Here is a 13276-nt window from a genome sequence, read left to right as displayed (position 1 = left end):
TGCACGCGGGATCGGCAAACGGAGGCCCCGATGAAACAAGTCCTGTCCAGCGCCTGGGCGCTGCTGCTGGGGGTCGGCCTGTTGATGATCGGCAACGGTCTTCAGGGCACGTTGCTGGGCGTGCGCGGCGAGATCGAGGGGTTCTCGACCCTGCAGATGTCCTTTGTGATGTCGGCCTATTTCGTCGGCTTCCTCGGCGGCTCGCGGTTGACGCCCGAGATGATCCGAAGGGTTGGTCATGTACGGGTCTTCGCGGCGCTGGGGTCCTTCATCTCGGCGGTGATGATCCTCTATCCGGTTTTCACCGATCCCATCGTCTGGTCGCTGGGGCGGGTGGTGATCGGATTCTGCTTCTCGGGAGTCTATGTCACCGCCGAAAGCTGGTTGAACAACGCGTCGGACAACGAGAACCGCGGCAAGGCGCTGTCGCTTTACATGATCGTGCAGACCGCTGGCATCGTCACCGCCCAGGCGCTGATGCTGCTGGGCGATCCGGCGGGCTTTGACACCTTCGTCTTGGCCTCGGTGGTGATCTCGGTCTCCTTTGCGCCGATTCTGCTGTCGATCAGTCCGACGCCCGCCTTCGCCACCACCAAACCGATGAGCCTGAAACAACTCATGCGCACCTCGCCGCTGGGCTGTGTCGGCATGTTCCTGATGGGCGGCGTCTTTGCGGCGCAATTCGGGATGAGCGCGGTCTATGGTGCCAGCGTCGGGCTCAGCATGGTGGAGATTTCGGGCTTCGTCGCGACCTTCTATGTCGGCGCGCTGATCATGCAGTACCCGCTCGGCTGGGTCTCCGACCGGATGGACCGGCGGCTGTTGATCCTGCTGGTTGCCGCCGCCGGCGGGCTGGGATCGGTGCTGGGGATGGCGCTTGGCGGGGTCTATGCGCTGCTGCTGGCCGCCGCCTTCCTGATCGGGGGCATGACCAACCCGCTCTATTCCCTGCTGATCGCCTATACCAACGATTATCTTGAGCCCGACGACATGGCGGCCGCCTCGGGCGGGTTGCTCTTCATCAACGGTTTGGGGGCGATCGCCGGGCCGCTGATCACTGGCTGGCTGATGGGCGACGAGGTTTTCGGCCCCCCGGGCTTTTTCCTGCTGATGACCGGGCTTCTGTTCGCACTGGCGGTTTACGCGCTTTATCGGATGACCCAGCGCCCCTCGATCCCGGTCGAGGATACCGGGACATTCACCACGGTTTCGCCGGCTTCGACCCCGGTGGCGATGGAACTGGCGCAGGAATATACCATCAACGCCGATCAGGAGGTGCAAGACGCTCTGGTCGCCCAGGCCGAGCGGGCGGGGGAGGACGCGGCTTGAGTTTTGGCGCGGAATATTGTGAGCTGTCGCCAGTCGTCGCTGTCACCGCAGTGTTACAGAGGCGCCGGCTGCGCTAGGGGTTTGGAGAGGCGCAAGGGAGGAAGGCCGATGGTTGGTCCCGATGAGATTCTGAAATTCTGGCTCGACGAGGCGGGCCCGGCGAAATGGTACGTGGAGGAGGATGCGCTGGATGAGGAGATCCGGCGCCGTTTCCTGACCACCTGGGAGGCGGTGGGCGAGGGGCGGTTCTCGCTCTGGCTGACCTATCCCAGCGGGGTGCTGGCCTATATCATCTTGGCCGATCAGTTCCCCCGCAACATGTTCCGCGGCGACCCGCGATCCTTTGCCACCGACCGCGCCGCGATCACTGCGGCCAAGGCGGCGATCGCCAAGGGCTGGGACATGAAGATCGACGAGCCGGCGCGGCAGTTCTTCTATCTGCCGCTGATGCATTCGGAATGCGTCACCGATCAGGACCGCTGCGTGCGGCTGATGTTAGAGCGTATGCCCGAAACCGGTGCCGACAACATGACCCATGCCCGTGCCCATCGCGAGGTGATCCGGCGTTTCGGCCGCTTCCCCTATCGCAATGCCGCCTTGGGGCGCAGCCCGACCACTCTGGAACAGGCCTATCTGGCCGAGGGTGGCTATGGGCAGACGCTCAGGGAACTGCAGAAGGCGGGCTGAGGTTCCCCTTGTCGGGCTGAGCCCGGGCTCAGCCCTCCTCGGGCTTCGGCATCACGCAGCCGCGCAATTCGGTGGCCCGGACCATCACCCGGTCCACCCCGGTGGTGATGGCGCGATCCATCAACTCTCCCGGCAGGTTGGCAAGATGGGTCAACCGGCTTTGGGCCATTTCCATCCGCGCGTCGAGCGTGTCGAGCCGTGCATTCATCAGGGTGATCGCGGCGGGGGATTCGGCGCCCTTGTCCCATTCCAGCCGGGCCAGCGTGGCGCGCATGTCCTCGAGCTTGGCGGTCATGTCCTTCAGATCATTGCGCAGCGGAGCCACGATCTGCTGACCCAAGGTGAAGTCATGCATCACTGCCTGTGTCGTGATGGATACGCGCCAGAACAGGAACAGACAGATCGCGGCCAGGATCAATGTGGCGTTCAACAGGGCAAGCAGCAGGTCTTTGATGACTTTTGCCATGAATGTCTCATACTCTCTAAACGATAACCGGGTGATAGCCGACGCCGTTCTGCGGCTTCCAATGGGCGGGATCGTTTCAGATGACGGCCCGGCAGGGAAGCGAAATCGGCGGTCTCCCGTTGCTCCCCGCGCGCGGGGGCGCGTTTTTACGCCTGCTGGCGATTTCTCCGCTGCGCGGTTGTTGCAGAGGTGGATATGGTAGTTTAATGTTAAACTAGTTCTGGAACTCATCTGCGCCGGGGGATTGCCATGGCCGCCAAAACATTTGATCTGATCGTCATCGGGGCCGGGCCGGGCGGCTATGTCGCCGCCATCCGGGGGGCACAGCTCGGGCTGAACGTCGCCGTTGTCGAACGCGAGCATCTGGGTGGTATCTGCCTGAACTGGGGGTGCATCCCGACCAAGGCGCTGCTGCGCTCGGCCGAGGTGTTCCACCTGATGGAGCGCGCCAAGGAGTTCGGGCTCTCCGCCGACAAGATCGGCTATGATCTTGGCGCCGTGGTGAAACGCTCGCGCGGGGTGGCCAAGCAGCTTGCCGGCGGGGTGGGGCACCTGCTGAAGAAGAACAAGGTCACCGTCATCATGGGCGAGGCGACGCTGCCGGCCAAGGGCAAGGTCAGCGTCAAGACCGACAAGGGCGCCGAGGAGCTGGCGGCCAAGAACATCATCCTCGCCACCGGCGCCCGCGCCCGCACCCTGCCGGGGCTGGAGGCCGACGGTGATCTGGTCTGGACCTACAAGCACGCGCTGAACCCGCCGCGGATGCCGAAGAAACTGCTGGTCATCGGATCGGGCGCCATCGGCATCGAATTCGCCAGCTTCTTCAACACGCTCGGTGCCGATACCACGGTGGTCGAGGTGATGGACCGGGTGCTGCCGGTGGAAGACGCCGAAATCTCTGCCTTCGCCAAGAAGCAGTTCGTCAAGCAGGGCATGAAGATCATGGAGAAATCCATGGTCAAGCAACTGGACCGGGCGCCGGGCAAGGTGACCGCCCATATCGAGACCGGCGGCAAGGTCGAGACGATGGAGTTCGACACGGTGATCTCCGCCGTGGGCATCGTCGGCAATGTCGAAGGCCTGGGGCTGGAGGCGCTGGGGGTCAAGATCGACCGCACCCATGTGGTGGTCGACGACTATTGCCGGACCGGCATTGAGGGGCTCTATGCCATCGGCGATATCGCCGGGGCGCCCTGGCTGGCGCATAAGGCCAGCCACGAGGGCGTCATGGTGGCCGAGCTGATCGCGGGTCAGCATCCGCATCCCGTTCGCCCCGAAAGCATCGCCGGCTGCACCTATTGCCAGCCGCAGGTGGCATCGGTCGGCTATACCGAGGCCAAGGCGAAAGAGCTGGGCTATGACATCAAGGTCGGCCGCTTCCCCTTCATCGGCAATGGCAAGGCCATCGCGCTTGGTGAGCCCGAGGGGATGATCAAGACCATCTTTGACGCCAAGACCGGCGAACTTCTGGGCGCCCATATGGTCGGCGCCGAGGTGACCGAGCTGATCCAGGGCTATGTCATCGGCCGCACGTTGGAGACCACCGAGGTCGAGCTGATGAACACCGTCTTCCCGCATCCGACGCTGAGCGAGATGATGCATGAGGCGGTGCTGGACGCCTACGGCCGCGCGATCCACTTCTGATCCAAGTCCGATCCGCCTGTTTGAAACCCCCGCCCGGAGAGAGACCGGGCGGGGGTCTTCTTATTCCACCGTCACGCTCTGCGTCGCGAAGACGCGTTCGCCCGCCACGGTCGAGACATAGCGCAGCTCATAGGCGCCGGGCTGATCGGGGACCGGCACGTCGACGGGGCTGCCGGCCGAGGTATAGGCATAGGTGACATAGCCCAGCGGCCCGTCGCCCGGGGTGACGAAGGCGATGTAATCGGTGTCATGAGCCGGCCCGTCGAAGGCGACCGACAGGGTGCCGCCCGCCGGGGCGGTGGTGGCGGCGGTCAGGCTGGCGGGGATATCGGTCACCGTCACCACCTGCCGCGCGGCGATCGAGCTGTCCTGGCCGACGATATAGCGGATCTCATAGTCACCGGGTTCCAGCGGCATCCGCAGCGGCAGCGGGTTGCCGTCGCGGACATAGGCATAGGTGACATGGGCGTTGCCATCGCCCCCTGGGGCCGCCACGGTCAGGAAATCCTCGGCAAAGCCGCCACCGGTCCAGGTGATCTGTTGCAGGCTGCCGACCGGGGCCATCGCCGGCCCCTCGACCGAAAAGGCGCGTTCGGTCACGGTGATCGGGGTTTTTGCCAGCACCTGCATGCCCTCCGCCAGGATATAGCGGATGACATAGTCGCCCGGCTCTGCCGGCAGGCGCAGCTGCAGCGGGCTGCCCTTCTGGGTGTATGCATAGGTGGCATAGACGCCGCTGTCCGCATCGGGGCGGGCGGTGTCGATATAGTCCATCTTGGCATCCGGGCCGGTCCAGGTGACTGGCACCGTGCTCCCGGCGGGGCCACTGGCCGGGGCGGTCAGGCTGGCCTCGGGCAGTGCCGCGGCAAAGGTGATCTCCACCGGCACGGCAGTGTCCGCACGCAGGTTCACGCGGCGCTCCTCCACCGCCTCGTCGCTCAGGCGCAGGGCGCGGACGATATAATCGCCCGGCGGTAGTTCCGCCGCGCCGGAAGCCACCTGCGTGGCGTCGATCACCTGCTGCCCGTCGGCGGTGAAGATTTCCCAGACCACATCGGCGTCGCGAGTTTCCTCGCCAAAGGTCTCATGCGCGGCAAAGGTGATCTGGCCGGGCAGCGACGGCGGTGGCGGTGCCGCAGGGGCAGGGGGTTCGGCACTGGCGATCTGCTGCAGGGCGGTGGCGAGTTCGGCGGCGTTGCCGGCGGTGCGGAAGCTGCCGCCGGTCTCTTGCGCCAGACATTGCATCTGCGCCAGGGCGTTCGGATCGTCGACGTCGAAGCCCACCACATGGGCGGTGAAATCGACGCCCGCCTGTTCCAAAGCGCGGGCGGTGGCGCAGGGATCGGCGTCGCAGGTCTCCACCCCGTCGGAGACCAGGATCACCACCGCCTTCGCCTCGGTATAGCGCAGCGCCTCGGCGGCCTGTTTCACCGCGTCGAGCATCGGCGTCTTGCCCTTGGGGCTGACGCCCTGGACCGCTTCGGCGATCCGGGCGCGGGTGCTGGGGGCCGGGGGGACAAGGGTTTCAATATCGCTACAGTCGCCCTTGCGCCGGTGGCCATAGACGGTCAGCCCCAGCGGCTGATCCTCGGGCAGGGAGGCGAGCAGATCGGCCACCACCTCCTTGGCGATGTCGATCTTGGGCGTGCCGTCGATCTGCCCCCACATGGAGCCCGATCCGTCCAGCACGAGAATGGTCGAAGGCGGTTGGTCGGCCAGCGCCATGGGGGCAAAGGCCAGCGCCGGCCCCAGGGCCAGCGCGGCGGCGGAAATGCGTCGCATCAATCTTGTCCTCTAATCCGGCGCGAAACAGCGCCGATCCGTCCTGAAAATTCTGAAATACCGGAGAGAGATTAGAGGGCAGAGACCGCGGAAATCAATCGGGACTCGCCGTCAGGGGGAACTGGCGGGGCGCTTTCCCCCCGCCAAATCCGCCGTGGTTCAGCCGCGCTCGACCTCGCCGCCGGCCTGGACCCAATTGCCGAGACCGCCGATATTGTGGCAATCGGCATAGCCGAGGTGTTCCAGGATCTGTACCGCCCGGCCCGACCGGCCGCCGCTGGCGCAATAGCAGGCGATCTTGCTGTCGGGGGTCAGCTTGCCGCAGAAATCCGGATGGCGCGGATCGGCCATGTCCTGCAGCCGCATCAGCGGCAGGTGCAGCGCGCCCTTGGCCTTGCCGGACATCGCCACTTCACCCTGTTCGCGCACGTCGATGACGATCACATCGCCGGCCTTGGCGCCGGCCACGGCCTCGGCCGCAGTCATGCCCGGTTTGCGCGCTTGTCTGAAAAACATTCTCTGGTGCCTTTCCTCAGTCTCTCGGCCGCCTCCCGGCCAGTCGCCTGCGATATAACATTCGAGATTTGGAATACAATGTCTCCGAAACGCAAAACGGCGATTGTTCACCTTACGTTCACTCTTTTGGGTTGGAGACTCGGCCGCGCTCGCCTATCTCTGGGGCAGGTTTTGCGGGGATGTCATGGCCGAGTTGAAGAACATCGAGGTGCGCGGCGCGCGCGAGCACAATCTGAAGGGGATCGACGTGGATATTCCGCGCGACGAGCTGGTGGTGATCACCGGCCTGTCGGGCTCGGGCAAATCCTCGCTCGCCTTCGATACCATCTATGCGGAAGGGCAGCGGCGCTATGTCGAAAGCCTGTCGGCCTATGCCCGGCAGTTCCTCGACATGATGGAAAAGCCGGATGTGGATCACATCAGCGGCCTGTCCCCGGCGATCTCGATCGAACAGAAGACCACCAGCAAGAACCCGCGCTCGACCGTCGGCACGGTGACCGAGATTTACGACTATCTCCGCCTGCTCTTCGCCCGCGCCGGTACGCCCTATAGCCCCGCCACCGGCCTGCCGATCGAGGCGCAGCAGGTGCAGGACATGGTCGACCGCGTCATGGCGCTCGAGGCAGGAACGCGCGGCTATCTGCTGGCGCCGATCGTGCGCGACCGCAAGGGCGAGTACAAGAAGGAGTTCCTGGAGCTTAGGAAGCAGGGGTTCCAGCGGGTCAAGGTGGATGGAGAGTTCCACGAGCTTGACACGCCGCCGACGCTCGACAAGAAATTCCGCCACGACATCGACGTGGTGGTCGACCGCATCGTGGTGCGCGATGGGATGGAAACCCGGCTGGCCGACAGTTTCCGCACCGCGCTGGATCTGGCCGACGGTATCGCCGTGCTGGAAACCGCCCCGCGCGAAGGCGAGGCGGAGCCACAGCGGATCACCTTTTCCGAGAATTTCGCCTGCCCGGTCTCCGGCTTCACCATTCCCGAGATCGAGCCGCGGCTGTTCTCCTTCAACGCCCCCTATGGTGCCTGCCCTGAATGTGACGGGCTGGGGGTGGAGCTGTTCTTCGACGAACGGCTGGTGGTGCCCGACCAGACCCTGAAGGTGGCCGACGGCGCGCTGGCCCCCTGGCGCAAGGGCAAGTCGCCCTATTTCCTGCAGACGATCGAGGCGATCGCCAAGCATTACGGTTTCGACAAGAACGCCCGGTGGAAGGATCTGCCGCGCAAGGTGCAGCAGGTGTTCCTCTATGGCTCGGGCGATGAGGAGATCCTGTTCCGCTATGACGAGGGCGGCCGGATCTATCAGGTCACCCGCGTCTTCGAGGGCGTGATCCCGAACATGGAGCGCCGGTATCGCGAAACGGATTCGAACTGGATCCGCGAGGAATTCGAACATTATCAGAACAACCGCCCCTGTCAGAGCTGCGGCGGCTATCGGCTGAAGCCCGAGGCGCTGGCGGTCAAGATCGGCGGGTTGCACATCGGCCAGGTGGTGGAGATGTCGATCAAGCAGGCGCATGGCTGGATCGGCACCGTGCCGGAGAGCCTGAGCAAGCAGAAGAACGAGATCGCCCGCGCCATTCTTAAGGAAATCCGTGAACGGCTGGGGTTCCTGAATAACGTCGGCCTCGATTACCTGACGCTCAGCCGCAACGCCGGCACGCTGTCGGGCGGGGAAAGCCAGCGGATCCGGCTGGCCAGCCAGATCGGCTCGGGCCTGACCGGCGTGCTCTACGTGCTGGACGAGCCGTCGATCGGGTTGCACCAGCGCGACAACGACCGGCTGATCGAGACGCTGAAGAACCTGCGCGATCAGGGCAATACGGTGATCGTGGTGGAGCATGACGAGGATATGATCCGCCAGTCGGATTACGTCTTCGACATCGGCCCCGGCGCCGGGGTGCATGGCGGCACCGTGGTGGCCCATGGCACGCCGGAGCAGATCGCCGCCGATCCCGCCTCGCTCACCGGGCAGTATCTGGCCGGCACCCGCTGCATTCCGGTGCCCGCCGAACGGCGCAAGGGCAACGGCAAGGCGATCACCGTGGTCAAGGCCAGCGGCAACAACCTCAAGAACGTCACCGTCGATTTCCCGCTGGGACAGTTCGTCTGCGTCACTGGCGTGTCGGGGGGCGGCAAGTCGACCCTGACGCTGGAGACGCTGTTCAAGACCGCCTCGATGCGGCTGAACGGCGCCCGCCAGACGCCGGCGCCCTGCGAGACGATCAAGGGGCTGGAGCTGCTCGACAAGGTGATCGACATCGACCAGCGCCCGATCGGCCGCACGCCGCGGTCGAACCCGGCCACCTATACCGGCGCCTTCACCCCGATCCGCGACTGGTTCGCGGGTCTCCCCGAGGCCAAGGCGCGTGGCTACAAGCCCGGGCGGTTCAGCTTCAACGTCAAGGGCGGCCGCTGCGAGGCCTGCCAGGGCGATGGGGTGATCAAGATCGAGATGCACTTCCTGCCCGACGTCTATGTCGAATGCGAGACCTGCAAGGGCAAGCGCTATAACCGCGAGACGCTGGAAGTCACCTTCAAGGGCAAGAGCATCGCCGATGTTCTCGACATGACGGTCGAGGAGGCGCAGGAGTTCTTCAAGGCGGTGCCCTCGATCCGCGAGAAGATGGATGCGCTGATGCAGGTGGGCCTTGGCTATATCAAGGTCGGACAGCAGGCGACCACCCTTTCGGGCGGCGAGGCGCAGCGGGTCAAACTGTCGAAGGAACTGAGCCGACGGTCGACCGGCCGCACGCTCTATATCCTCGACGAGCCCACCACGGGGCTGCATTTCGAGGATGTGAAGAAGCTGCTCGAAGTGCTGCACGAATTGGTCGATCAGGGCAATTCGGTGGTGGTGATCGAACATAATCTCGACGTCATCAAGACCGCCGATCACATCATCGACATCGGCCCGGAAGGCGGCGACGGCGGTGGCACCGTGGTGGCCGAAGGCACCCCGGAAGAGGTGGCGGCCAATCCGCTCAGCCATACCGGACGCTATCTGAAACCGCTGCTCGACGCCAAGCGGGTGGCGGCGGAATGAGCGGCCCGCAGCCGCTTGGTCTGGCGCTGGGATCGGGTGGTGCCCGCGGCTGGTGCCACATTGGCGTGCTGCGCGAGCTGGAGCGTCTGGGCGCCCGGCCGGCGATGGTTGCCGGCTGTTCGATGGGGGCGCTGATCGGCGCCGCCTGGGCGGCCGGGCGGCTTGATGCGCTTGAGGATTGGGCCCGCGGGCTGACCACCACCAGCTTCATGGGAATGATCGACCTGCGGTTCGATCGCAGCGGGCTGATGCGGGGCGGCGCGATCATGGAGCTTTTGGCCGATCTTGGCCTGCCGGAGCGGATCGAGGATTTGCAGGTGCCCTATGCCGCCGTCGCCACTGATATGGCCGCCGGTCGCGAGGTCTGGCTGCGCCAGGGGTCTTTGGCCGATGCGGTCCGCGCCTCGATCTCCTTGCCGGCGATCCTTTGTCCGCATCGGGTCGAGGGGCGCTGGCTGCTCGACGGTGGGCTGATCAACCCGGTTCCCGTCTCTGCCGCCCGCGCGCTCGGGGCCGGGCGGATCCTCTCGGTCAATCCCAACGACAAGGGCGGCGGGCCGCTGTGGGAACCCACCGAGGGGCGGCTCTGGACCGCGCTCAGCGCACCGGAGCTGCTGGACAAGCTTCCCGATCCGCTGCGCCGCATGCTGCCGGAACGCAGCAAGGAGCCGATGGCGCCGGATTATTTCGACGTGGTCTCGGCCTCGATCGACGTGATGACGGAATATCTGCGCAAGACCCGCGAGGCTGCGGACCCGGCCGATCTGGCGCTGGCGGCGCAGCTCACCGACATGTCGACGCTGGAGTTCTATCGCGCCGGCCATGCCATCGACGAAGGCGCCCGGATTGCGCGCGCGGCCGAAGATCGGATCACGGCGCTGCTGCGCTAGGCGTTATTCGGTCTTGCGGGTGTTCAGTTTCAGCAGGCTGTAAAGCGGGCAATAGCCGATCAGCCCGGTTGCCATCGGCAAGAGGCCGAGGAGAAAGAACTCGCTGCCGCGCGCGGGGGAAAAGACCGTATAGCAGATCAGCAATGCGATCCCCAGAAGGATGCGCCCGATGCGGTCGATGGTGCTCATATTGGGGGTAAACATTGGGCTTGCTCCGTTACGCTAATGCACTCCTGCGATATCAGCGCGGTCGGCTTAAGGAAGCATGAAGACCCGGCCGTCGCGGCGGGAAAGAGTTGCGAAAATTCTCCGGATCGCGCGCGGCGCACCTTGGTGGCGGGGGCAAGGCCTATCCCCCGGACCGATGAAACCTCCGTCAAAGCAGGGGGCGAAATCGGGGGAAGCCGTGGTTTCCTGTCTTGCCCGAAGGTTTGCCCTCCGGGGGAGGCGCGCTTGCCATAGCCTGAGCCGCCGGTCGAGAAGGCGCAGCGAGAGGCCGAAACCGCCCTGGCCGCGGGGCATGGCCCGGCGGCGCAGGGCGAGGGCTATCCGATCAGGTCGTGCGGATGTGATCGCGCCAATGATCATGGAGCTGTTCGACATTGCCGCTGGTCAGCATGGGCATTGCGCCCTGCAACTGATCTTCGGACCAGTCCCACCATCTCATTTCAAGCAGAAGGGCGACGATCCTGTCCTCGAATCTCCTGCGGATGACTCTGGCCGGGTTGCCTCCGACGATCGCATAGGGGTCCACATCGCGGGTCACCATCGCGCGCGTGCCGATCACCGCGCCATCGCCGATTGTCACCCCCGGCAGGATGATCGCCTCGGCGCCGATCCAGACGTCATTGCCGATCACGGTGTCGCCAGCCGGGAGAAAGCCATTTGCGGCCCCTTCGAATGCCGGCACCTCTGACATCCAATAGAAGGGAAAGGTGCTGATCCAGTCGTTCCGGTGCCCCTGGTTGCCCGCCATGATGAAGGCCGCCCCCGATCCGATGGAACAGAAACTGCCGATCACCAGGCGGTCAATGCCTTCGTCCGGCAAGAGGTATCGGGCGCAGTCGTCGAAGCTGTGGCCGTGATAGTAGCCCGAATAGTAGCTGAACCGTCCGACAATGATGTTCGGGTTGGTGACCTGCTTGTCGAGCGTCACGCCGCGGAAGGGGCTTTCGAAGTGGTTTTTCATTTGCGGGTCTCTGAATGTCTTGAGTGTTCGCGCGCAGGCGAAAACGACGCTGCCGCCAAGGGCGACGCGCGACTGCCCCGGTTCAAAACGCAGGGCGTTATTCAGATGGTTCGGTCCGCTGACGGCATGGGGGCCTGATAACACCGCATGAAACTGCCGCCGATCATAGGCGAGATGGGACCCGATGCAAGCTGGACGCCCTGCGGATGCTCGACCCGAGCCCGATCCGATCCGCGGGACGCCCTATCTTTTCACTTCAAAGGCTTGCGACCGGCGCCGCGGCTCAGTTCAGAATCGCCGCCACGGCGCCGATCAGGTTCAGCACCTTTCTGGTGTCGGGGTCGACGCGATAGATGTAATCGCCCACCCGGTAATAGCTCTGGTTGGGATCGAGCCCATAGCGCCCGGGATTGCCGATCACGATGTAATCGCCGCTGATGACATCACCCCGGCCATAGATCTTCTGCGCCTGGCCCGGTGGCAGGCAACCGTTCTGCTTCTTCGCCAGCCCGGGCGGGCAGCCCTTGGCACCGCCGGCCTCGGCGGTCAGCGGGGCCAGCGCCAGCAGGGCGGCGGCCAGGATCGGGATTGTCTTGCGCATGGCTGTACCTCCGTTAGCTGCCCGGGATCTGACGCTGTCGCGGCAGGCTGCCAAGGGGCAAAGGCGGGGAGGCAGGCGCGCCGGCGGTCTGCCGCCGGATTTCACGCGAAACCCAGGGTGTTTTGGGCGAAAGGCCGCCGGCAAGGGGCTGCGGCGGCCTTTGTCTTTGGGAATTATTCGCGGTGACGCTTTTCGAACCGGGGCAGCATGGCGCTGAAATCCATGCCCTTGCCGTCCTCGGTCTCGACGAATTGGGCATAGAGCTGCTGCGCCAGCGCCCCCATCGGGGTGTCGGCATCGGCGCTTTCGGCCGCCTGCTGGCTGAGCCGCAGATCCTTCAGCATCAGTTCCGAGGCGAAACCGGGTTTATAGCCGTTGTCCGCCGGGCTTTGCGGGCCGACACCGGGGGCGGGGCAATAGGCGTTCATCGTCCAGCTATAGCCCGAGGAGGTAGAGACCACGTCGAACATCTTTTGCCGGTCGAGCCCCAGCTTGTCGGCCAGCGCAAAGGCCTCGCAGGTGGCGATCATGGTGACGCCGAGGATCATGTTGTTGCAGATCTTGGCGGCCTGACCGGCACCGGCGTCGCCGCAATGCACCGCCTTCTGCCCCATGATGTCAAAGAGCGGCTTGGCAACCGCGAAAGCCTGATCCGAACCGCCGGCCATGAAGGTCAACGTGCCGGCGGTGGCGCCGCCGACGCCGCCCGAGACCGGCGCATCCACCGCCAGAAGCCCGGCGGCCTCGGCTTCGGCCGCGACCGCCCGGGCGCTGTCCACATCGACGGTGGAGCAATCGACCAGGCAGGCGCCTGCCGTCATCGCCGGGATCACCTGTGCCGCCACGTCGCGCAGGATGGCGCCATTGGGCAGCATGGTGATCACCACATCGGCGCCTGTGGCGGCCTCGGCCGCCGATCCGGCCATGGTCACGCCGTCGATCTGCACCGGGGCCATGTCGAACCCGGTCACCTCATGCCCGGCCTTGGCCAGATTGGCCGCCATCGGCCCGCCCATGTTGCCAAGCCCGATAAATCCGATCTTCATCATCCTCTCCTCCCCTTTGAACGTCAGCGCCGCCTCTCCCAGCGGTGCGAGCATGTCTTCCACCGCCGCCGCGGGCA

The 13276-nt window shown here is 65.0% G+C and carries 12 protein-coding genes; 5 read left to right on the top strand and 7 right to left on the bottom strand.

Features of this window, described 5'->3' with window-relative positions:
* The first annotated feature begins 30 nt into the window (after positions 1-30).
* A complete protein-coding gene (locus ACN0V4_RS12450) occupies positions 31-1329 on the top strand; it encodes an MFS transporter (RefSeq protein WP_417676523.1) in 1299 nt (432 codons plus the stop codon).
* A 108-nt stretch (positions 1330-1437) separates the two neighbouring features.
* Complete coding sequence (locus ACN0V4_RS12445; RefSeq protein WP_417676521.1) at positions 1438-2016, top strand: DUF924 family protein; 579 nt, start codon at positions 1438-1440, stop codon at positions 2014-2016.
* 28 nt (positions 2017-2044) lie between these two features.
* On the opposite strand, the gene ACN0V4_RS12440 is transcribed toward ACN0V4_RS12445, so the two are convergent.
* Complete coding sequence (locus tag ACN0V4_RS12440) at positions 2045-2482, bottom strand: hypothetical protein (RefSeq protein WP_417676519.1); 438 nt, start codon at positions 2480-2482, stop codon at positions 2045-2047.
* A gap of 249 nt (positions 2483-2731) precedes the next feature.
* Here ACN0V4_RS12440 and lpdA point away from each other — a divergent pair, with 249 nt between their 5' ends.
* Positions 2732-4126: a dihydrolipoyl dehydrogenase gene (gene lpdA, locus ACN0V4_RS12435; protein ID WP_417676517.1), complete on the top strand. Its 1395-nt coding sequence runs from the start codon at positions 2732-2734 to the stop codon at positions 4124-4126.
* Positions 4127-4186: 60 nt separating this feature from the next.
* Here lpdA and ACN0V4_RS12430 read toward each other — a convergent pair whose 3' ends face one another.
* Both ACN0V4_RS12430 and ACN0V4_RS12425 read right to left on the bottom strand, forming a co-directional pair.
* Complete coding sequence (locus tag ACN0V4_RS12430) at positions 4187-5908, bottom strand: vWA domain-containing protein (RefSeq protein ID WP_417676515.1); 1722 nt, start codon at positions 5906-5908, stop codon at positions 4187-4189.
* A 159-nt stretch (positions 5909-6067) separates the two neighbouring features.
* Positions 6068-6424: a rhodanese-like domain-containing protein gene (locus ACN0V4_RS12425; protein WP_417676513.1), complete on the bottom strand. Its 357-nt coding sequence runs from the start codon at positions 6422-6424 to the stop codon at positions 6068-6070.
* A gap of 184 nt (positions 6425-6608) precedes the next feature.
* Between ACN0V4_RS12425 and uvrA the strand changes: the two genes are divergently transcribed.
* Both uvrA and ACN0V4_RS12415 read left to right on the top strand, forming a co-directional pair.
* Positions 6609-9473, top strand: coding sequence for an excinuclease ABC subunit UvrA (gene uvrA, locus ACN0V4_RS12420; RefSeq protein WP_417676511.1), 2865 nt, complete (start codon positions 6609-6611; stop codon positions 9471-9473).
* A complete protein-coding gene (locus tag ACN0V4_RS12415) occupies positions 9470-10363 on the top strand; it encodes a patatin-like phospholipase family protein (protein ID WP_417676509.1) in 894 nt (297 codons plus the stop codon). The genes uvrA and ACN0V4_RS12415 overlap by 4 nt, the downstream gene beginning before the upstream one ends.
* Before the next feature lie 3 nt (positions 10364-10366).
* Here the strand turns inward: ACN0V4_RS12415 and ACN0V4_RS12410 are convergent, their stop codons facing one another.
* The 4 genes from ACN0V4_RS12410 to mmsB all read right to left on the bottom strand — a co-directional run bounded on the left by ACN0V4_RS12410 (position 10367) and on the right by mmsB (position 13199).
* Entirely contained in the window at positions 10367-10567 is a 201-nt protein-coding gene (locus ACN0V4_RS12410; RefSeq protein ID WP_417676507.1) for a DUF2892 domain-containing protein, read from the bottom strand.
* A 349-nt stretch (positions 10568-10916) separates the two neighbouring features.
* Positions 10917-11552 carry a type B chloramphenicol O-acetyltransferase gene (catB, locus tag ACN0V4_RS12405; protein ID WP_417676505.1) on the bottom strand — a complete coding sequence of 212 codons (636 nt, stop codon included), beginning with the start codon at positions 11550-11552 and terminating at the stop codon, positions 10917-10919.
* A gap of 283 nt (positions 11553-11835) precedes the next feature.
* Entirely contained in the window at positions 11836-12153 is a 318-nt protein-coding gene (locus ACN0V4_RS12400; protein ID WP_417676503.1) for an excinuclease ABC subunit A, read from the bottom strand.
* Positions 12154-12326: 173 nt separating this feature from the next.
* Positions 12327-13199, bottom strand: coding sequence for a 3-hydroxyisobutyrate dehydrogenase (mmsB, locus tag ACN0V4_RS12395; RefSeq protein ID WP_417676978.1), 873 nt, complete (start codon positions 13197-13199; stop codon positions 12327-12329).
* Between the last annotated feature and the right edge of the window lie 77 nt (positions 13200-13276).

Source organism: Pseudodonghicola sp., assembly GCF_048268305.1.
GTDB lineage: Bacteria > Pseudomonadota > Alphaproteobacteria > Rhodobacterales > Rhodobacteraceae > Pseudodonghicola.
The sequence above is the reverse complement of the archived record's forward strand: the minus strand, read 5'-3'. Positions and strand labels throughout refer to the sequence as shown.